Source organism: Thermogemmatispora argillosa (assembly GCF_059696725.1).
Window position 1 is genome coordinate 2,062,793 of the sequence record NZ_AP019377.1, and the last position, 19,368, is coordinate 2,082,160.

At 61.4% G+C, this 19,368-nt stretch carries 16 protein-coding genes; 8 read left to right on the forward strand and 8 right to left on the reverse strand.

Annotation, left to right across the window (positions count from 1 at the left end):
* Window positions 1-213 precede the first annotated feature (213 nt).
* From AC6H1L_RS08015 to AC6H1L_RS08050, 8 genes are all read left to right on the forward strand, one after another.
* Window positions 214-810 carry a MarR family winged helix-turn-helix transcriptional regulator gene (locus AC6H1L_RS08015; RefSeq protein WP_497601000.1) on the forward strand — a complete coding sequence of 199 codons (597 nt, stop codon included), beginning with the start codon at window positions 214-216 and terminating at the stop codon, window positions 808-810.
* Window positions 807-1,607 (forward strand): ABC transporter ATP-binding protein, encoded by an 801-nt coding sequence (locus AC6H1L_RS08020; RefSeq protein WP_497601001.1) that lies wholly within the window; start codon window positions 807-809, stop codon window positions 1,605-1,607. Before AC6H1L_RS08015 ends, AC6H1L_RS08020 begins: the two co-directional genes overlap by 4 nt.
* 22 nt (window positions 1,608-1,629) lie before the next feature.
* Window positions 1,630-2,433: an ABC transporter permease gene (locus AC6H1L_RS08025; protein ID WP_497601523.1), complete on the forward strand. Its 804-nt coding sequence runs from the start codon at window positions 1,630-1,632 to the stop codon at window positions 2,431-2,433.
* Window positions 2,434-2,629: 196 nt separating this feature from the next.
* Window positions 2,630-2,935, forward strand: coding sequence for a co-chaperone GroES (groES, locus tag AC6H1L_RS08030; RefSeq protein WP_497601002.1), 306 nt, complete (start codon window positions 2,630-2,632; stop codon window positions 2,933-2,935).
* A 527-nt stretch (window positions 2,936-3,462) separates the two neighbouring features.
* On the forward strand, window positions 3,463-3,588 hold the full coding sequence (locus tag AC6H1L_RS08035; RefSeq protein WP_497601003.1) for a hypothetical protein: 126 nt from the start codon (window positions 3,463-3,465) through the stop codon (window positions 3,586-3,588).
* Between the two features lie 505 nt (window positions 3,589-4,093).
* Window positions 4,094-5,452 carry a pentapeptide repeat-containing protein gene (locus AC6H1L_RS08040; protein WP_497601004.1) on the forward strand — a complete coding sequence of 453 codons (1,359 nt, stop codon included), beginning with the start codon at window positions 4,094-4,096 and terminating at the stop codon, window positions 5,450-5,452.
* Window positions 5,449-6,933 carry a pentapeptide repeat-containing protein gene (locus AC6H1L_RS08045; protein WP_497601005.1) on the forward strand — a complete coding sequence of 495 codons (1,485 nt, stop codon included), beginning with the start codon at window positions 5,449-5,451 and terminating at the stop codon, window positions 6,931-6,933. Before AC6H1L_RS08040 ends, AC6H1L_RS08045 begins: the two co-directional genes overlap by 4 nt.
* Window positions 6,930-8,324 (forward strand): pentapeptide repeat-containing protein, encoded by a 1,395-nt coding sequence (locus AC6H1L_RS08050; protein ID WP_497601006.1) that lies wholly within the window; start codon window positions 6,930-6,932, stop codon window positions 8,322-8,324. Before AC6H1L_RS08045 ends, AC6H1L_RS08050 begins: the two co-directional genes overlap by 4 nt.
* A gap of 337 nt (window positions 8,325-8,661) precedes the next feature.
* On the opposite strand, the gene AC6H1L_RS08055 is transcribed toward AC6H1L_RS08050, so the two are convergent.
* The 8 genes from AC6H1L_RS08055 to nuoG form a co-directional block, all read right to left on the reverse strand.
* Complete coding sequence (locus AC6H1L_RS08055; protein ID WP_497601007.1) at window positions 8,662-10,419, reverse strand: NADH-quinone oxidoreductase subunit N; 1,758 nt, start codon at window positions 10,417-10,419, stop codon at window positions 8,662-8,664.
* A 90-nt stretch (window positions 10,420-10,509) separates the two neighbouring features.
* Window positions 10,510-12,060, reverse strand: coding sequence for a complex I subunit 4 family protein (locus AC6H1L_RS08060; RefSeq protein WP_497601008.1), 1,551 nt, complete (start codon window positions 12,058-12,060; stop codon window positions 10,510-10,512).
* A 6-nt stretch (window positions 12,061-12,066) separates the two neighbouring features.
* Entirely contained in the window at window positions 12,067-14,124 is a 2,058-nt protein-coding gene (nuoL, locus tag AC6H1L_RS08065) for an NADH-quinone oxidoreductase subunit L (RefSeq protein ID WP_497601009.1), read from the reverse strand.
* Window positions 14,125-14,128: 4 nt separating this feature from the next.
* Window positions 14,129-14,437, reverse strand: coding sequence for an NADH-quinone oxidoreductase subunit NuoK (nuoK, locus tag AC6H1L_RS08070; protein ID WP_497601010.1), 309 nt, complete (start codon window positions 14,435-14,437; stop codon window positions 14,129-14,131).
* Between the two features lie 44 nt (window positions 14,438-14,481).
* Entirely contained in the window at window positions 14,482-15,018 is a 537-nt protein-coding gene (locus tag AC6H1L_RS08075) for an NADH-quinone oxidoreductase subunit J family protein (RefSeq protein WP_497601011.1), read from the reverse strand.
* Window positions 15,015-15,671 (reverse strand): NADH-quinone oxidoreductase subunit NuoI, encoded by a 657-nt coding sequence (nuoI, locus tag AC6H1L_RS08080; protein WP_497601012.1) that lies wholly within the window; start codon window positions 15,669-15,671, stop codon window positions 15,015-15,017. Before nuoI ends, AC6H1L_RS08075 begins: the two co-directional genes overlap by 4 nt.
* A gap of 223 nt (window positions 15,672-15,894) precedes the next feature.
* Entirely contained in the window at window positions 15,895-17,136 is a 1,242-nt protein-coding gene (gene nuoH / locus AC6H1L_RS08085) for an NADH-quinone oxidoreductase subunit NuoH (protein ID WP_497601013.1), read from the reverse strand.
* A complete protein-coding gene (gene nuoG, locus AC6H1L_RS08090) occupies window positions 17,129-19,297 on the reverse strand; it encodes an NADH-quinone oxidoreductase subunit NuoG (RefSeq protein WP_497601014.1) in 2,169 nt (722 codons plus the stop codon). Before nuoG ends, nuoH begins: the two co-directional genes overlap by 8 nt.
* Between the last annotated feature and the right edge of the window lie 71 nt (window positions 19,298-19,368).

A 19,368-nucleotide genomic window follows, 5' to 3' on the forward strand; every position in this document is an offset into this window, starting at 1 on the left:
ACCTCCTTGAGCCATCGCCGCCCGTTAGCGGTTAGCTTCCCTTCATAGAGAGACCGGGCTTCCCTCCGATAAGTTCCCTGAAGCTCTCTCTACGGGCGTTCACGGGGGCGCACTCTCCTCACCTTTTGTCTCTTGACAGTTGCCACAAACTATACTATCAATATATTTGATAGTAAAAATATTAGTCTGTAAAAAAGAAGGGAGCAAGTTGTTATGGCCAGCGAGCGCCTGGTAGAAGATCTGCTGGCCTTGTGGCGGCTGCTGAGGCGCAGCACGCACCCGGTCAGGCGAGCCGAAATGACGCCTGAGCAATACTGGCTACTCAAGAGCCTGAGTCGGCGGGGAGCGTGCAGCGTTGGCGAGCTGGCGACCGCCCTCGGGCTGAGTGGCAGCTCCGTGACGAGCGCCTGCAAGCGGCTGGAGAAGGCGGGCTTTGTGCGGCGTGTGCGTCAGGGGGAAGGCGGCGATGAGCGGGTGGTACTGGTTGAGCTAACGGCGCGCGGTAGCGAGCAGGTGGCGGCCTGGCAACGGGAGCGGCGTGCCGTGCTCTCGCGCATGTTGGAGCCGTTAACCCCTCAAGAGCAGGATGAGCTGCAACGACTCATTGAGCGAGTGCTGGCGGCAGCCGAAGCCGCAGGAGGCTGGCACGAAGGTGAAGGTGACGGCCAGGGCCAGGAGAGGCCCAGTCGGGGCCATGCGCCAGGTAAACCGGATCAGGACCAGGGTCCTGGCGTGCCGAAGAGCGAAGGCAGCGGCGCCGGTCCGGCAAGCGACGCTATCCCTGCCGTAGAGGGAGGTCAGGCCGAATGAGGCCAATGATTGAAGTTGAAGATCTTGTCAAGCGTTTCGGCGAGAAAGTTGCAGTCGATCACATCAGCTTCTCCATCCAGGAGGGCGAAGCTTTTGGGTTACTCGGCCCCAATGGGGCCGGTAAGACCACCACTATTCGTATGCTCATTACGTTGATCCCGCCGACCAGTGGCCAGATGCGCATCGCAGGGTTGGATGTGCAACGCCATAAGATGGTGATTCGCCGTCTGCTTGGCTATGTGTCACAGTCGCTGTCGGCGGACAGCACGCTGACTGGCTATGAGAATCTCCTGGTGGTGGCCAAGCTGCTCGGCTTCCCGCGCCAGGAGCGCGAGCGGCGCATCTGGGAGGTGTTGGAGCTGCTCAATTTGCGCGATGCAGCTCATAGTCTGGTACGCACCTATTCGGGCGGTATGGTTCGGCGCCTGGAGATCGGTCAGGCTATTCTGCACCGTCCGCGCATTTTGATCCTGGACGAGCCGACCATCGGCCTCGATCCAACGGCCCGACGTTCGGTCTGGGAGGCGCTAGAGCTGCTGCGCAGCCAGGAGCAGATCACCTTGCTGGTGACGACGCACTATATGGAGGAGGCTGACGCCTACTGCCAGCGCGTGGCCATCATGGATCACGGGCGCATCGCGGCCATCGGTGAGCCAGCAGCCCTGAAGGCCAGTCTGAATCGACCTGGTGCTACGCTTGAGGACGTCTTCACGTCCGTGACAGGCAATACTCTGGAATCGGGAGGCAGTTATCGTGAAGTCAGACAGCTACGTCGGCGCGCTCAGCGTTTCGGATAAATCTCAGCGCCAAGGGACAGAGCTGGAGGCCTTGCTACGCCCTCCTTCGCCCTGGGAGACTCTGGTGACCTATGTGCGTTGCGTGCTGGTAGTGGCGGAGATCGAGCTGCGCAAGTTGCGTCACGATCCCACGGAATTGCTGACGCGCGCGGTGCAGCCGGCTCTGTGGCTGGTGGTCTTCGGGGAAGCCTTCTCGCGCTTGCGTGCTATTCCTACTGGCTCGGTGAGCTACTTGACATTTATGACGCCCGGCATCCTGGCGCAGTCCTTGATGTTCGTCTCGATTTTCTATGGACTGAGCATCATTTGGGAGCGCGATGCCGGCATCTTGCAGAAGTTTTTGGTGTTACCGGTGCCGCGCGCCAGCTTTGTAACCGGGAAGGGATTGGGGGCGGCTGTGCGCTCGCTCACTCAGGCGGTGATCATCTTTGTGCTGGCCTTGATCCTGGGCGTGCATCTGCAGTGGAGTGTCGTGGGTGTAATCGGCAGCTTGTTGGCGGTTCTCTTGGGAGCCAGCTTCTTTTCAACGCTGTCAATGTTGATCGCGATTATCGTTAAGACACGCGAGCGCTTTATGGGCATTGGTCAGGTGTTGACGATGCCGCTCTTCTTCGCCAGTAATGCTATCTATCCACTGGCTATCATGCCCGACTGGTTACGGGTGTTGGCGCAGATTAATCCGTTGAGCTATATTGTGGATCTGTTGCGCGGCTTCTTGGTGGTCGGCACGGTTCCCGATGCTCTGCTGGATTGGGGTGTGTTGCTGCTGGCGGTGATTGTGGCGCAGGCGCTGGCGGCTTCAACGTATCAATCGATTGTGCTGTAAGGGCGCCTTTTCCCTCTTGCGATGTGGCCCGCTCTGGTGTATGATAATAGCCGGTTCGCACTCTCCTTGTGAGAGTGCTAATCGGCTGGGCGCCACGCTGCCAGGTTCAGGCAAGCTAGGGCAAGCGTGGCGGCTCTGTTTGTTGTTGTTGTTGTTGAGTGTCATGCTATCTGTCTGTGCAAGGGAGGTAGAGTCTATGTCCAGCGCAGGTGAGAAGGTTCGCCCACTGGCTGATCGTGTCCTGGTTAAGCCTGTTACGCGCGAGTCGGTGACGAAGACCGGTATTGTGCTCCCCGATACGGCGAAGGAGAAGCCGCAGCAGGGGTTGGTTCTGGCGGTTGGTCCTGGAAAGCTGCTCGATAATGGTCAGCGTGTGAAGCCAGAGGTGAATGTCGGCGACCACGTGCTTTTCTCTAAGTATTCTGGCACTGAGATTAAGATCGACGATGAGGAGCTGCTGATCCTGCGTGAAAGCGATGTGATGGGCGTGGTCGAGGAGTAGCTGCCTGCCGGCCTCTCTCGCTCTACTCCTGAAGGTGTGGTTCTGCCTCACTTTTCCCTTTGTTCTTTTATTGTTATTGCCTCAACTTGCTACTTGAGTGTACCGCGTTGATTCCAGTGCCTGTAGCTACGCTGTGCACGGCACTGGAATTTTTTCTGCTTCCTCGTGCTCTCCCCCTCTTAAAGGCCTTCCCTATTAACTTATGTCTATAGCCCTCCGCTACGGCTGTGTCAGGGAAGAGAGATAAGATCACTTGTGCTACTAGGGTAGCTGCGACAGAGGGCTATGTTGAAGGCTCAAAGGGGGTCTTTTTCTTTGTATGGACATGGTACTAGAAATCTATCTTATGCTTTCAGAGCGGGCCAGGCTGGGCCGAAGCGTAGCAAAATCGTAATATTGAAATAATTAGTATTTGCAATTATACTGGTGACAGAGCTTCCCCTCTGAAGCGCTTTGGCAGATCTTTAAGAAAGACGAGGATAGCTTACTGTTAGCCAGTAAGCGTGTGATATTTCTCACAGGAGGGAATGATGTCTTTTGCTCCCTTAGATGATCCCACCAATAGCTCAAGCGATTGGGCGCTTTATCCTCTCGATGTCTTGAGCAATGTTGCGGCGACGATTCTCGTGAAAGCCTCGTTAGCACGCAACTAGCATGATCAGAGCTGGGTCAGGGTTCAGACCTGGTCTGATGAGGAGAACTCAGATGGCAGCTAGCTCTCATCGGCACCTGGAGAAGCTTTTGATCGCACTACTGACCGTTAATGAGATAGCAACTATACTACGAAAAAAGTTTATTGTACAATAAAGTGGCTAGGCTAGTCAGCTACCAGAGGGCTATGCCTCCTCAGAAGGCTTCAGCGATTTCTAATCAAGGCTTTTAGGATAAGAGGTTACAGGAATCCATTCAGAAGGATTTGAGATAATAAGCGATAATTTCAATATTGATCGGTCTGATCTCAATTTAACGATTCAAGATAAAAAGGAAAATTGCAAAAAGGATGAGGGATGGAATGAAGAAAGCATATTTTATGGTTTCAGGCAAGCCCCGATATCGCGGCTCCACATGTCAGATCTACCCTGGCTTCTGCCGCTTGAATCCATTAGGTTGATAAAGCAGGTGAAAACTCCGCGTTCTTCAGAGAAGCGAGGATCACCCATGAGTCGACCCCTACCCGCTGAGGTCTCTGCTCGCCTCCAGGCCCACCAGCTCTGGCGCTCCTCCTCCGGCTCCGCCGGCCAGCGCTACCGCGCCACCGGCCTCGACCTGCACGCCCTCGATCTCTCCGGCTCCTCCCTCCAGGAGGCCATCCTGCGCTCCTGCTCCTTCTCCTCCTGCCAGCTCGCTCACGCCGACCTCTCCGGCGCCGTGCTTACCGGCTCCCTCTTCCAGCAGGTCCACGCCCCTGACGCCTCCCTCTCCCAGGCCATCTGCTGGCAGACCCTCTGGCTCGGCGCCTCCCTCCCGCACCTGCAGGCCGAGCGCGCCGACTTCAGCGAGGCCGACCTCTCCCAGGCCGACCTCTCAGCCTCCTCCCTGCGCCTGGCCCGCTTCGATCAGGCCCGCCTCCTGGGCACCTCCTTCCGGCAGGCCAATCTGCAGCAAGCCTCCTTCTTCCAGGCCGACCTCACCGGCGCTGATCTCACCGGCGCCCGCCTCTGGGGCGCCTCCTTCTTCGGCGCCACCGGCCTGGAGTCCGTGCGCGCCGACTGGCTCGATGTCGGCCCTCCCGAGCAGCCCGAACGCCTCACCGGCGAAACCGCTCGCCACTGGCTCCGCGCCGCCTCTACTGACTCCCACCCCCCTGAGTTTCACGCCTGGCTCCAGGCTCACGAGCGCTGGCTGCGGACCTACCGCAAGGAGGGAGACCAACTCGTCAGAGAGGGTCTAGACCTGCACAGCCTGGACCTCTCCGCACACCAGCTTGATTATGCCGACCTCTCCTACGCCAATTTCCATGGGGCACTCTTGCGGGGCTGCCATCTCAATGAGGCTTTCCTGGCCGCCTGCTCTTTCAACCATGCCACCCTTGACGAGGCCAGTCTGCACGAGTCCTATTGCTCGAGGAGCCGCTTCCAGCAGGCCAGCCTGCGCCGCTTGAACGGCACCGCCGCCTCTTTCAGCTTTGCCGATCTGCGCGGCGCCGATCTCTCCGAGGCCCTCCTCAACGGCTCACACTTCGATTGGGCCTGTCTGCAGGGCACCTGCCTGCGTTCTGCGAACCTGGAGCACGCCTTCTTCGACCGCGCCGACCTCACCGGCGCCGACCTCACCGGCGCTCGCCTCTGGAAGGCCATCCTCTTCGGCGCCACCGGCCTGGAGTCCGTGCGCGCCGACTGGCTCGATGTCGGCCCACTCAGGCAGCCCGAACGCCTCATCGGCGAAGCCGCCCGCCGCTGGCTCCTCTGGGCCGCGACTTCGCCTCCGCCACCGTTCCTGGCCCGCCTGCGGGATCAAGGAGACCCCGACCCGTCTCCTGGCCTTCCATCTCAGCTAGAAAGCGAGGATCACCCATGAGTCGACCCCTACCCGCTGAGGTCTCTGCTCGCCTCCAGGCCCACCAGCTCTGGCGCTCCTCCTCCGGCTCCGCCGGCCAGCGCTACCGCGCCACCGGCCTCGACCTGCACGCCCTCGATCTCTCCGGCTCCTCCCTCCAGGAGGCCATCCTGCGCTCCTGCTCCTTCTCCTCCTGCCAGCTCGCTCACGCCGACCTCTCCGGCGCCGTGCTCACCGGCTCCCTCTTCCAGCAGGTCCACGCCCCCGCCGCCTCCCTCTCCCAGGCCATCTGCTGGCAGACCCTCTGGCTCGGCGCCTCCCTCCCGCACCTGCAGGCCGAGCGCGCCGACTTCAGCGAGGCCGACCTCTCCCAGGCCGACCTCTCAGCCTCCTCCCTGCGCCTGGCCCGCTTCGATCAGGCCCGCCTCCTGGGCACCTCCTTCCGGCAGGCCAATCTGCAGCAAGCCTCCTTCTTCCAGGCTGACCTCACCGGCGCTGATCTCACCGGCGCCCGCCTCTGGGGCGCCTCCTTCTTCGGCGCCACCGGCCTGGAGTCCGTGCGCGCCGACTGGCTCGACCTCAGCCCTCCCGAGGAGGAGCCCAAAGACCTCCTCGGCGAACCCATCCTTCACTGGCTTGACTGGATGGAAATCAGCACTTTTGATCCGGACTGGGAATTCCTATGCCCGGACCCCCACACCAGTTGGGATGATTTGGGCTTCCGTATCACTGGAGAAATCGCCCGCCGCTGGCTCCTCAAGCTGGCCTCCCAATCCTTTGTCCCCTATCTTCAGCAACGCCTCCAGGAACATGAGCGCTTGCTTGCTGATAGGCAACGGTCAATCTACAGCGAGCGGTTGGTGGATGGCGGCGTGGACCTGCACGGCCTGGATCTCTCTGCCCGGCGCCTCAGCCACGCCTACCTGCCCGCCTCCAACTTCAACCACTCCACGCTCCACCGCACTCAGCTCGCCTGCGCTTATCTCGTCTCCTGCTCCTTCCTGCACGCCAACCTCGACCAGGCTAACCTCCGCTGGGCCCTCTGCTGGAAAGGCCGCTTCCAGCAAGCCCGCCTCCGGCACCTCGACGCCTCCCACGCCTCCTTCTGGCTCGCCAACTTGCAGGGCGCTGATCTCAGCTCCGCCCATCTTGCCCAGACCGATTTCTCCGACGCCGAGCTATCCCAGGCCTGCTTTGCTCACGCCAACCTGCAACAGGCCTGCTTTGCCCACGCCAACCTCACCGGCGCCGATCTCACCGGCGCCCGCCTCTGGAACACCTCCTTCTCCGGCGCCACCGGCCTGGAGTCCGTGCGCGCCGACTGGCTCGATGTCGGCCCTCCCGCACACTCCGAACGCCTCACCGGCGAAGCCGCTCGCCGCTGGCTCCTGGAGGTCGCCACCTCGCCTCTGCCACCGTTCCTGGCCCGCCTGCGGGATCAAGGAGACCCCGACCCGTCTCCTGGCCTTCCATCTCAGCTAGAAAGCGAGGATCACCCATGAACCGACCCCTACCCGCTGAGGTCTCTGCTCGCCTCCAGGCCCACCAGCTCTGGCGCTCCTCCTCCGGCTCCGCCGGCCAGCGCTACCGCGCCACCGGCCTCGACCTGCACGCCCTCGATCTCTCCGGCTCCTCCCTCCAGGAGGCCATCCTGCGCTCCTGCTCCTTCTCCTCCTGCCAGCTCGCTCACGCCGACCTCTCCGGCGCCGTGCTCACCGGCTCCCTCTTCCAGCAGGTCCACGCCCCCGCCGCCTCCCTCTCCCAGGCCATCTGCTGGCAGACCCTCTGGCTCGGCGCCTCCCTCCCGCACCTGCAGGCCGAGCGCGCCGACTTCAGCGAGGCCGACCTCTCCCAGGCTGACCTCTCGGCCTCCTCCCTGCGCCTGGCCCGCTTCGATCAGGCCCGCCTCCTGGGCACCTCCTTCCGGCAGGCCAATCTGCAGCAAGCCTCCTTCTTCCAGGCTGACCTCACCGGCGCTGATCTCACCGGCGCCCGCCTCTGGGGCGCCTCCTTCTTCGGCGCCACTGGCCTGGAGTCCGTGCGCGCCGACTGGCTCGACCTCAGCCCTCCCGAGGAGGAGCCCAAAGACCTCCTCGGCGAACCCATCCTTCACTGGCCTGAATGGTTCGAAATTAGCCTGCTCGAACCTGACTGGGAGTTCCTGCAAGAGGAACTCTGGAACAGTAGGAATGAATTTGGCTTCGACCGTCTCGCCGGCGAAGCCGCCCGCCGCTGGCTCCTCAAGCTGGCCTCCCAATCCTTTGTCCTCTATCTTCAGCAACGCCTCCAGGAACATGAGCACTGGCTTACTGATGGGAGACGTCAGCAGCGGTTGGTGGATGGCGGCGTGGACCTGCACGGCCTGGATCTCTCTGCCCGGCGCCTCAGCCACGCCTACCTGCCCGCCTCCAACTTCAACCACTCCACGCTCCACCGCACTCAGCTCGCCTGCGCTTATCTCGTCTCCTGCTCCTTCCTGCACGCCAACCTCGACCAGGCTAACCTCCGCTGGGCCCTCTGCTGGAAAGGTCGCTTCCAGCAAGCCCGCCTCCGGCACCTCGACGCCTCCCACGCCTCCTTCTGGCTCGCCAACTTGCAGGGCGCTGATCTCAGCTCCGCCCATCTTGCCCAGACCGATTTCTCCGACGCCGAGCTATCCCAGGCCTGCTTTGCTCACGCCAACCTGCAACAGGCCTGCTTTGCCCACGCCAACCTCACCGGTGCCGACCTCACCGGCGCCCGCCTCTGGAACACCTCCTTCTCCGGCGCCACCGGCCTGGAGTCCGTACGCGTCGACTGGCTCGATGTCGGCCCTCCCGCACACTCCGAACGCCTCACCGGCGAAGCCGCTCGCCGCTGGCTCCTGGAGGTCGCCACAGCACCTCCCTCCTGATGCCTCATGCACGCGGGGGAGCCTCTTGCCAAGAACAGGCTCCCCCGCCGAGCCGGTCACTCCCTCTGGAGAAGGCCACAGGTGTCCTAGCAAGATCATCCATCTAGCCTGAATAAAGATCCTGTGACAGCAGCGCCCTGAAGGCAGACAGCGCGAGAGGCCCCACCGCATAACGTAATGCTGCAGACCTTCACTGCTGCTAAATACTAGCCTGGGCCTGGCATTCCCAAAAAAGAAACAGGCAGGTGGATCAGGACTTCTACCGTGTGATCCACCTGCCTGCCTCCCCGCCATATCAGCGGCGCGGCGGCCTGGTACCCCTGCACTGGTCCCGGCGCTAGAGCGTTGCCGCCGCCTTCAGCGCCAGATCGACCAACCAGAAAGGTAACACCGTACCCAGCGCCAGCGCACCCAGAGCCGCCAGCCCCAGACCGAGCCAGGTTATCCAGCCTAGCGAGCTGCCAGCCAGCATCCCCTCTTCGGCAGCCTGCTCTCGTATCTCAGGCGCCTGCTCTGCTGCAGGCACGCGCCTCGCCGCCGCCTGAGGAGCAGCCTTCACCGCTACTGCAGCCCCAGCCGCTCCTGAACTCACCCCCCCTGCATGCGTCGCCACCGCCCGCCCCAATGGCCCGGAAACCCTTGGCCCGCTACCAGCCCCCGCTCCCGCCACGGCCAGAGCCGGAGCCGCCTCATGGGACTCCCCCACTGCCTCGCGCGCCGACTCCATAAACATCGCCGCGATCAGACGCAGGTAATAATACATCCCCAGCACACTTGTCAGCACACCGATCAGCAGCAGCTCAGGATGCCCTCCCTGCAACGCAGCCAGGAATAGATAGTACTTGGCAGCAAAGCCGGCCATTGGTGGGAAACCGGCCAAGGCCAGCAAGAAGAAGGCCAGAAAGCCCGCCAGCCAGGGCCGCCGAAACCACAGCCCACGCAAATCCTCCAGATCACAGCCACCATTGTCCAGCCGCTCCAGAGCACTCAGCGCCCCAAAGGCCCCCGCATTCAGAAAGGCATAGCAGAGCAGATAGAACAGAATAGCAGCCAGACCGGTCGCTCCTCCCACAACCACACCAATCAGCAGATAGCCGGCATGAGCCACACTCGAGTAGGCCAGCAGCCGCTTGGCATTGCGCTGCACCAGCGCTAAGACATTGCCCCCCACCATAGTCAGCACCGCCAGCGCCCACACCACCGCCTGCCAGTCCGCCGCCACCGGCGCCAACACCACTGCGAAGACCCGCGCAAAGGCCACCAGAGCCGCGGCCTTTGTGCCGACCGACATAAAGGCCGTCACCGGCGCCGGCGCTCCCTCATAGACATCGGGCGTCCACATCTGGAAAGGAATAGCCGACACCTTAAAGGCAAAGCCCACCGTCAGCAGCCCGATCCCAATGAGCAACAAGGTCGTACTCTGCGGATGCGCCTGCAAAAACTGGAGCACCCCCGGCAAAGCGCTCGTCCCCCGCGCCCCGAAGCGCGTCGTTCCCGTGGCTCCATAAATCAGCGCCACCCCATACAGCAGGAAAGCGGAGGCGAACGAACTCAACAAAAAGTACTTCATCCCCGCCTCCTGCGAGCTTTGCCGACGTGTCACAAAGCCACAGAGGATATAGAGCGCCAGCGACAACGTCTCCAGTCCCAAGAATAGGGTCATAAAGCTGGTGGCCGCCGCTAGCAGCATCATCCCCAGCGTTGCCGCCAGGAACAAGGCATAATACTCACCCTGATGCACCAGCTTCAGGCGCTTCAGATAGGCGGGCGAAAAGATAATCCCTAAACCAGCAGCGCTTAAGATCGCCAGATAAGCGTAGAGCGATCCCCAGTCAGAGCCGACCAGGCCAAAGAAAGCCCGCTGACCGTCACCGACCACGAAGAGCACGATCGTAGCCGCCAGCGCCCCCAGCACTCCCAGCAAGGCCAACAGCGGCAGCACAAAGAAATTAGCCGCCCCGCGCTCGCGAGGCACAGGCCCCGTCTGGGGTAAGAGCAGATCGACCAACAGGACCAGCAGCGCTACTCCGGCCAGTACCAGTTCAGGCGCAATGCGGGCCCAGTCGGCAGCCGATGCAATGTACGTAAACGACATAGTAGAACCTCGCGACAAAACCTGTTCCCGCTCCCCTCCGCTGCCACCCTTCCCCGCTCCGTTCACTCACCTCACCATTAATTCCCCCGCTTAGTGTTCCACGAAGAACGTCAGCGGCAGCGGATGCACACCGATATAAAAGATCAGCACCAGCAACGGCAGTAGCACCAAAAACTCGCCAATATCCAGATCAGGCAAGCCCCCCTTGCGCTCAGCCGCCAGCAGCGGGCCACCCGCTGGACGTACCCCCATCATCGCATTCTGCACCAGCCGCACCATATACCAGGCCGCCGGCACGACGACCAGTGTGCCCAGCACGCCAAAAACCGCGTTAGTGCGGAAGACCCCTAAGAGAGTCAGGAATTCACCCGCAAAACTGTTGAGGCCAGGCAGGCCCAGCGACGATAGAGAAGCAATCATCAGGACGCTCGCCATAATCGGCCAGCGGCGCGCCATCCCTCCATAGTCTTCCAAACGCCGCGTGCCCGTCCGCGCCTCCAGAAAGCCCACAATCAGGAACAACGCCGTGATCGTGATGCCATGGTTGACCATCTGTAGGACCGCACCGTCGATCCCCTGCTGACTGGCCACCCCCTGGGCGTTGAGCGCGAAAATGCCGAGCGTAATCACTCCCAGGTGGCTGATGCTCGAATAGGCCAGCAGGCGTTTCATGTCGCTCTGCACCAGGGCCAGCAGCGCGCAGTAGAGAATGCCAATCACCGCCAGCGTATTGATCAGCGGCGCCAGACGATGGGCAGCATCCGGGAAGAGCGTCAGACAATAGCGCAGGAACCCAAAGGCCCCAGCTTTGGCCATCGCCCCAGAGAGCATGGCCGTCACCGGCGCCGGCGCCTCGCTATAGGCATCCGGCAGCCAGCTATGGAAGGGCACCAGCGGCACTTTGACAGCAAAGGCAGCAGCAAACGCCAGGAAGAGCCAGAGCTGCACAGTGCTGCTGAGGCGCGTCGAGCTATTGATCATGGCCGCCAGATCGAGCGTATAATGTCCGCCTGTGCGATAATAGTAGCCCAGGGCGATGATTGCAGCAAGCATCAGCAGACTGCCCACCGCCGTATAAAGCACAAACTTAATAGCCGCATAGACCCGGCGTGGTCCGCCCCAACCCCCAACCAGGAAGTAGGCCGGGATCAGCATCAGCTCCCAGAAGATATAGAACAGGAAAAGATTGGTCGCCAGAAAGACCCCTAGCAAACCGCTCTCCAGCAAGAGCATGAAAGCCAGATAGGTGCGTAGCTTCTGCTCGACGCGGAACGAGGCCGCCAGGCAGACCACCGTTAACAGCGTCGTCAGGGTCATCAGTAAGACGCTCACGCCGTCCACGCCCAGGCTATAATTGATACCCAGGGCCGGCAGCCAGCTCAGATGCTCTTGCAGCAAGAAGGTCACGCTAGCCACCGTCGGCGAAGCCTCACCTACCACCACAGGAACCGTGCCCACCGTAATCACCGTTGGATGCGGCTGGGCATAGGCCAGCAGCACCCCCAGGGCCAACAGCAAGTCTAGCCAGGCCACTCCCAGCGCCGTCCAGCGGATCACATTGACACGCTCGCGGGGGAGCAAGAGCACGACGATGCCCCCCAACAGCGGGAGAAAGATAATCGTTGATAGCATCGGGAACATGCCGGCTTACCCCCTCACAACATAGTAGAGCAAAATCAGAATCACCCCGACCAGGATCGCCAGCGCATAGTTACGCACATAACCGGTCTGCAAGCGACGTACGCCCGCGCTCACCAGCCCAAAGGCCCGCGCTATCAGCCGGCTGCCCCCATCAAGCAGCCCACCCTCAAGCAGAACCGTCGCCTGACGTCCCAGCCACAGCAAGGGATTAATCAAGAGCGCAATGCCAACCTCGTCAACATAGTACTTGTTGTAGACCAGGCGATAGAGGGGATTGCGACTCTCCTTGTAAACAAAGCCCTGACCGTAGCGCCGCCAGGCGATCAGCAGTCCAAGCAGCGCGAAGACCAGGCTGGCCCCTGTCGAGAGCCAGAGCAGACGCACATTGCCCTCCGGCGCACTGCCTAGCACCGGCTCCAGGAAGGTATTCAATGGCTGCCAGCGGCTGTAGTTGAAGAGCGCAAACGAACCAACCAGACCGCCAATCGTCGACAGGATAGCCAGAATCACTAGAGGGACAGTCATCACCGCTGGCGCCTCATAGATCTCATAGAGCGCCGACTCAGGGCGTCGCCGCCGCGCCGCTACACGTACTGCTTCCTCTTCTTCCTCTCCCTCCTCCTCGTCGACAGCCCCATGCCCATGCCTGAGCGGTCCCGTGCCGCGATAGTTGCCCATAAAGACGGCATAGAAGAGGCGGAACATATAGAGCGCCGTCAGGCCAGCAGTCAAGATACCCAGGCCCCACAGCCCGTAGTACAGATAACGCATACTTCCGCCACTGCTGGCAGCCTGCGTTAGCAGGGCACTCAGAATATCATCCTTGCTCCAGAAACCGGCAAAGGGCGGAATCCCGCTGATGGCCAGCACCGCGATTAGAAAGGTCCAGAACGTAATCGGCATGCGGTAGCGCAGCCCCCCCATCTCGCGCATGTCCTGCTCACCACCCAGGGCATGGATGACCGCTCCCGCTCCCAGGAAGAGCAGCGCCTTGAAATAGGCGTGCGTCGTCAGATGGAAAATCCCCGCGCTATAGCTCCCCGCACTCTCACCCATGAACATATAGCCGAGCTGGCTGATCGTCGAATAGGCCAGCACGCGCTTGATATCGAGCTGCGTCAGCGCAATGGTCGCCGCAAAGAGGGCCGTCAGCCCTCCAATGGCGCCCACAATCGGCAGCGCATAGGGCGAGAGCGTAAAGAGCGCATGCGCGCGCGCCACCAGATAGACGCCGGCGGTTACCATCGTCGCCGCATGGATCAAAGCACTTACCGGCGTTGGACCTTCCATAGCATCAGGCAGCCACATATAGAGCGGCAACTGCGCCGACTTCGCCGCGCAGGCCACGAAGAGCAGCAGCGGAATGGCCAGCGAAACCAGCGCGCCCAACGACTGACAGGAGGCCGCCGTCAGCACCCCGTAGCCGCTTGTGCCTGGAATGCAGTTTGGGCCGCCATAGCCGTAGTCGACTGTATTGAAGTGCTTAAAGAGCAAGAAGATAGCCAGCATCAGGCCAAAGTCGCCAATGACATTGATCACCAGCGCCTTGCGCGCTGCCGCGACCGCCGCCGGACGCTGATACCAGAAGCCAATCAACAAGAAGGAGGCCAGACCGACCAGGCCCCAACCCACCAGCAGGAAAAGCAGATTATCCGCGCTTACCAGCAGCGTCATTGCAAAGATGAAGAAATTCAGATAAGAGAAGAAGCGCCAGAAGCCCGGATCATCCGCCATATAGCCAGCCGAATAAATATGGATCAAGAGGCCGACCCCGGTGATCACCAGCAGCATCGTCGCCGAAAGCGGATCGAGCAACAGGCCAAAGTGCACCTGCAGGTCGCCGGCGATCGTCCAGGTGTAGACCGTCGCATCGCTCACACGCTGGCTATCCGGGTGGATGCCCAGCAGTCCCAGGAAGGCGCTCAGAGCGAAGAGAAAGGAGAGGGCCACCGTGCCCCAGGCAACAGTAAGGATCGCCGAGCGCGGCAAAGTTCTGCCGAGCAGCCCCAGGATGATGAAGCCCAGCAGCGGCGGGATCAGCACCCAGAGAAGAAGACTTGCCATCGCGTTACCCTCGCAGCAGGTTCATCTCGTCCACGTCGATATTGCGCCGTGTTCGGAAGATCGAGACAATGATCGCCAGCCCGACCACCACCTCAGCGGCGGCCACCGTCAATACGAGAAAGACAAAAACCTGACCATCCGCCGAATCCAGATAGCTTGAGAGCGCCACAAAGGCCAGATTGACCGAGTTGAGCATGAGTTCGATCGACATAAAGATAATGAGCGGATTGCGCCGCACCAGAACGCCAATGGTGCCGATGGTGAAGAGCAACGCGCTCACGATCAGATACCAGGATAGCGGTATCGTTGTCATTGTTGTCAGCCTCCTCGCCGCGCCGCGCCATCTCTCTTAGTTACTCAGGCCTTGCGCCCAAGGACCAGGGCCCCCAGGATCGCCACCACAATGACCAGGCTGGTCACCTCAAAGGCAAACGAGAAGCCGTGGAAGAGCGCCTGACCGAAGGCTTGAATGTTCCCCTGCTGAGCCACAACCCGCGAGAGGGCCTCAGAGCCATGTGCCCGCGCCGCCTCATTGAGCGGCGTTCCGCTGAGCAAGAGATAGCTGAGGGCCCCCACCAAAACCAGGCCTAGCACCGCCGCGACCCCTCGCTGCCATGGCAAGCGATCTTGCAGATCGGGGTCGCGCGGGTCGGCGGCCAGCATCGTTACTACGAAGAGGAAGAGCACCATGATGGCGCCGGCATAGATCAAGATTTGCACAATGGCAATAAACATGGCCCCGAGCTGGAGATAGAACATGGCCAGAAAGAGTAATGTCAGAATCAGGCTCAGGGCACTGTGGACCGCGTTTCGGAAGAGAATCACGCCCAGGGCCGAGGCCACGCTAGCTACGGCCAGTACAAAAAAGGAGATGATCAGCGCCGGTCCGCTCATGCTCGCCTGCCCTCCTCCTCTGCTTCTTCTTGCAGGAACTTGCGCCGATCTTCGTCCTGCTCCTCGTTGCGCAGCAGCACCTCCGGCTTTGTCTGGGCGTCGCCCAGGCCCACCGCCGCCGCGCTGGCCTGCAGTCCATCAAAGACCCGACTCTGCTGCGGCACCGGCTGCGGCGCCTCTTCCTCCGGTGGCGGCGGATCAAACCAGTAGGCGGCAGAGCCGACTGTCGCCTGCCCCAGCGGCTCTAGAAGCTGCTCTTTGTGGTAAATCATGTCCTCGGGATAGTAGGCCGCCAGTTTGTATTCGCGCTCCAGGGTGATGGCTCCCGTCGGACAGGCGGCCTCGCAGTAGCCACAGAAGATGCAGCGCAGCAGGTTGACATCAAAGACTTTGGCATAACGCTCGCCCGGCGAAACACGATGCTCTTCCGTGTTCTCTTCAGCTTCAATGTAGATGGCATCGGCGGGGCAAGCGCCCGCACAGAGGAAGCAGCCGACACAGCGCTCTAGCCCGTTCGGATAGCGGTGCAGGACGTGGCGCCCACGAAAGCGCGGCGGTAGCTCGCGCTCCTGCTCCGGGAAGGAGACCGTGGTCGGCTTGCGCCCCATATTTTTGAGGGTGGTGGCTAACCCTTTGAGTATATCTAGCGACATGATTTCTTTCGCTGCCTCCGTGAGACGTGTTTGTCTCGTCTCTTCACTCTCTCACTCTCGCTCACAGGCCTCGCCAGAGCTGCCAGACTCTTCTTTGATCGTCAACTCGAAACTTCCTTCTATCCACTTCTCACACTTCTTTTCTCGTCTGGCAGCTCTCACATCTCTTTTTATTGCTCTTCTGCTTTGCCTGGTACTGCAAGCCTGATGGTTCTGCAGAGCTTCAAGCCTGCACACGGCCATCTTGCAGTAGTGCCTGGCCGCTGCTGCTCGGGCTTATGTCGACTTCGATCGACTTCACCAGGCGCACCGAGGGCGGCAATAGCTCGGCCCCGGTCTTGCTGATGGCAAAGCGTGTCTGGCGGCTGCGCAGCCAGGTGAGGGCCAGGATGGCTACAATAATCGCCAGCCCGATCAAGCCGTTAATCCACCACGGCAGCCCCAGCGCTACGCAGGCCGCGCTGACTATGGCGTTCAGCACCGCCAGCGGCAGCAGGAATTGCCATCCCAGGCGCATCAGACGGTCGTAACGAATGCGTGGCAAGGTGGCACGCAACCAGATGAAGAGGAAGAGGAAGCAAGCTACCTTGACCGCAAAGATCACCAGCGATAGCCCCGGGATGCGCTCCAGTCCGAAGAAGCTCCAGCCCCCAAAGAAGAGGGTCGTAGCCACCGAGCTGACGGTGATCATGTTGATATACTCGGCCATCTGGTAGAGGCTCCAGCGCAGGCCACTATACTCCGTCAGGTAACCAGCGGTCAGCTCCTGCTCGGCCTCTGGCAGATCGAAGGGAGCGCGGTTCACCTCGGCCACGGCAGCAATCATGTAGATTACGAAGCCGAGGGGCTGGGCCATAATGAACCAGATCCCCTGACCTTGCAGCGTCTGCTGATGGACAATGCTGACCATGCTCAGCGTGCCCGCCCACATCAGGGTACCACTGAGGGCAAGCCCCAGGCTGGTTTCATAGGAGATCATTTGAGCCGCGCTGCGCAGGGAGCCGAGCAGTGAATAGCGGTTCCCCGAGGACCAGCCGCCCAGGACAATGCCGTAGACCGCCAGTGAGGAAATCGAGAGAATCCAGAGCAGGCCGACATTGATATCGCCGACCCACGGGTCCCAGACGCTGGGTTTGCCGGGTGTCCAGCTATTGCCGACCGGCACGACAGCGAAAGCGCTCAGAGCCACTACTACCGAGATGACTGGGGCGATCAAGTAGATGACCTTGTGGGCCTGGGCCGGGATAATCTGCTCCTTGAAGGCCATCTTGATGGCGTCGGCCAATGGCTGGAGAGCGCCGAAGGGGCCGGCACGATTCGGCCCCAGGCGTCCCTGAATGCGTGCCACTACGCGCCGTTCAATCCATGTCATGTAGGCGAAGATCGTCAGCAGGATGACGATCAGAATGGCGCTCTTAACAAGCGAGGCGACCACGAGCAGCCAGGTAGGGCTATTCTCAGGCATGGGCCACCTCCACTTCTTCTGTGCGCACACCCTGCAGGCCGAGGCCCTCCCAGGTCAGGCCTCGGTAGAGCGGATGCTGGGCGGCGATCTCAAGGAGGACATCCTCCGGTCCCTCATAGGTCCAGGGATGGCCAAGCAGAGCCGCCAGGTCCATCAGGATCTCCCAGTCGGCACGCGCTCCGGGCAAGGGCCGTAGAGCGCGGCGAATAGCCTGCACATGGTGATCGACGTTGGTCATGCTGCCATCTTTCTCGGCGTAGGTTAGAGCTGGCAGGACTACGTCGGCCTGCTGAGCCGTCTCGGTCAGCAGGATCTCTTGCACGACAATGAATTCCTTGCCGCGGCGCAGGTTGCCGTCGGCCAGATGGCGCGCCGGATTGGCGCCCATGATGTAGAGAGCCTTGACAGCATCGCTGGTGAGCATTTCTTGATAGCTCAGGCCCGCCGGCGAGGCCGGGCGATAGCCAGGCAGACTATCGGGCAGCAGGCCCATGTCGCGCGCGCCCAGCGAATTGGCATCCTCAAAGAGTGGTCCTACGCCGGCCCCGGGTCGGTCAATGTTGCCGGTCACTACCGCCAGCGCCTGCAGATCGGGGGCCAAATTGGCACAGCCGGGAGCCAGGGTCGCCATTTCGTCGTAGAGGATGAGGGCCGCCGGGGCTGCAGCGATCTCACGCGCCAGCTCGCGCAGGGCAGCGGTCGTCTCTGGACCACAGAGGGCCGCGGCCTGCTCTGTCTCCTGGGATGTCTCTTGGAGACGCCGCCGCACGTCTTCGCGTGGGTTGCGCAGATTCTCCTGGCGCAGAGCGGCCTCCAGCAGCAGACGCGCCGCTGCTCCCGCCCCATGCTGCGGCAGGCGAATGACGCGCGTGGCCAGGCGATCCAGCTCGGTCGAACCCTCGTTGACAATATAAATCTTGGCGCCAGCCTTCAGAGCCTTTTTGATGCGCAGGTTCAAAATCGGCTGCCGCTCGTAGGGATCAGAGGCCACCAGGATAATGTGGGAGGCCCGCTCAAATTCGGCGATGGCCGTCGTCAGCATCCAGGGCCGACCGGTCAGCGGATCACGTGGGCCCGGGAAGAAGCCATGATGGTGATCGACGTTGGGTGTGCCTAGAGCCTCGCGTAGCAGCTTCTGGAAGAGATAGGCTTCCTCGTTCGTGGTGCGTGTTGAGCCGATACCACCGATGGCATTGGCCCCATACCGCTCCTTAATGGCGCGCAGCCGCTCGGCAATCAGACCCAGGGCCTCGCCCCAGCCCGCCGGCTCCAATGAGCCGCCCGGCTGTCGTCGCACTAGCGGCGTTCGCAGACGCTGCGCATCGTTGACATAGTCGAAATCCCAGCGCCCACGATCGCACAACCAGCCGTCGTCGATGTCATCGTTGCAGCGGGACATCTGGCGCATAATCTTGTCGACGCGCACGTCGATGCGCACGTTGCAGCCCACGCTGCAGTTATTGCAGACACTCGGGATGCGCTTCAGCTCCCAGGGACGGGCCTTGAAGCGATACTTTACTGAGGTAAGGGCCCCAACGGGACAGATCTCGACCGTGTTGCCCGAGAAGATTGAATCGAAGGCCTGGCCAGGGGCCGTGCCTACTTCCATGCGGTAGCCCCGGTTGATCATCACCAGCCCGTTATCCATCGAGATCTCGGAGCAGAAGCGCGTACAACGCTGGCAGAGAATGCAGCGCTCGCGATCGAGCAGCACGCGATCGCTGACAGGGATCGGCTTGGGATAGTGCCGCTTGCGTAGATCGAAGCGCGTCGCGCCTGGCCCGTGCCGTAAGGTGAAATCCTGTAGATCACATTCACCACCCTTATCGCAGATCGGGCAGTCAAGCGGGTGGTTGATCAGGAGAAACTCCAGGGTGCCACGGCGCGCCTTGAGCACCTTCTCTGTCTTCGTATGGACGACCATGCCCTCGCTGACCGGCGTCGTACAGGCCGTCTGCGGGGGCTTGGGCATCTTCTCAATCTCGACAAAGCACATGCGGCAGGCGCCGAGCGGGGGCATCTTGGGGTGATAACAATAGATAGGGATCTCAATGCCCGCCTGCTTGGCCGCCGCCCAGACCAGCGTCCCGGGGGGCACAGCCACCGGGATACCATCGATCGTCAGATGGACAAGTCCGTCGTTTTTTGCCTCTTCAGCCATAGCTTCTTCTATCCTTCACGCGGGAGGGCCGCCAGCTATACTGCTCAGAGCTGGTCACCATTCGACCGGCA

Excerpts from the sequence above, each read along its gene's own strand:
- AC6H1L_RS08015 (WP_497601000.1), top strand. The coding sequence starts at position 214 with ATGGCCAGCGAGCGCCTGGTAGAAGATCTGCTGGCCTTGTGGCGGCTG.
- AC6H1L_RS08020 (WP_497601001.1), top strand. The coding sequence starts at position 807 with ATGAGGCCAATGATTGAAGTTGAAGATCTTGTCAAGCGTTTCGGCGAG.
- groES (WP_497601002.1), top strand. The coding sequence starts at position 2,630 with ATGTCCAGCGCAGGTGAGAAGGTTCGCCCACTGGCTGATCGTGTCCTG.
- AC6H1L_RS08035 (WP_497601003.1), top strand. The coding sequence starts at position 3,463 with ATGATGTCTTTTGCTCCCTTAGATGATCCCACCAATAGCTCAAGCGAT.
- AC6H1L_RS08040 (WP_497601004.1), top strand. The coding sequence starts at position 4,094 with ATGAGTCGACCCCTACCCGCTGAGGTCTCTGCTCGCCTCCAGGCCCAC.
- AC6H1L_RS08045 (WP_497601005.1), top strand. The coding sequence starts at position 5,449 with ATGAGTCGACCCCTACCCGCTGAGGTCTCTGCTCGCCTCCAGGCCCAC.
- AC6H1L_RS08050 (WP_497601006.1), top strand. The coding sequence starts at position 6,930 with ATGAACCGACCCCTACCCGCTGAGGTCTCTGCTCGCCTCCAGGCCCAC.
- AC6H1L_RS08055 (WP_497601007.1), bottom strand. The coding sequence starts at position 10,419 with ATGTCGTTTACGTACATTGCATCGGCTGCCGACTGGGCCCGCATTGCG.
- AC6H1L_RS08060 (WP_497601008.1), bottom strand. The coding sequence starts at position 12,060 with ATGTTCCCGATGCTATCAACGATTATCTTTCTCCCGCTGTTGGGGGGC.
- nuoL (WP_497601009.1), bottom strand. The coding sequence starts at position 14,124 with ATGGCAAGTCTTCTTCTCTGGGTGCTGATCCCGCCGCTGCTGGGCTTC.
- nuoK (WP_497601010.1), bottom strand. The coding sequence starts at position 14,437 with ATGACAACGATACCGCTATCCTGGTATCTGATCGTGAGCGCGTTGCTC.
- AC6H1L_RS08075 (WP_497601011.1), bottom strand. The coding sequence starts at position 15,018 with ATGAGCGGACCGGCGCTGATCATCTCCTTTTTTGTACTGGCCGTAGCT.
- nuoI (WP_497601012.1), bottom strand. The coding sequence starts at position 15,671 with ATGTCGCTAGATATACTCAAAGGGTTAGCCACCACCCTCAAAAATATG.
- nuoH (WP_497601013.1), bottom strand. The coding sequence starts at position 17,136 with ATGCCTGAGAATAGCCCTACCTGGCTGCTCGTGGTCGCCTCGCTTGTT.
- nuoG (WP_497601014.1), bottom strand. The coding sequence starts at position 19,297 with ATGGCTGAAGAGGCAAAAAACGACGGACTTGTCCATCTGACGATCGAT.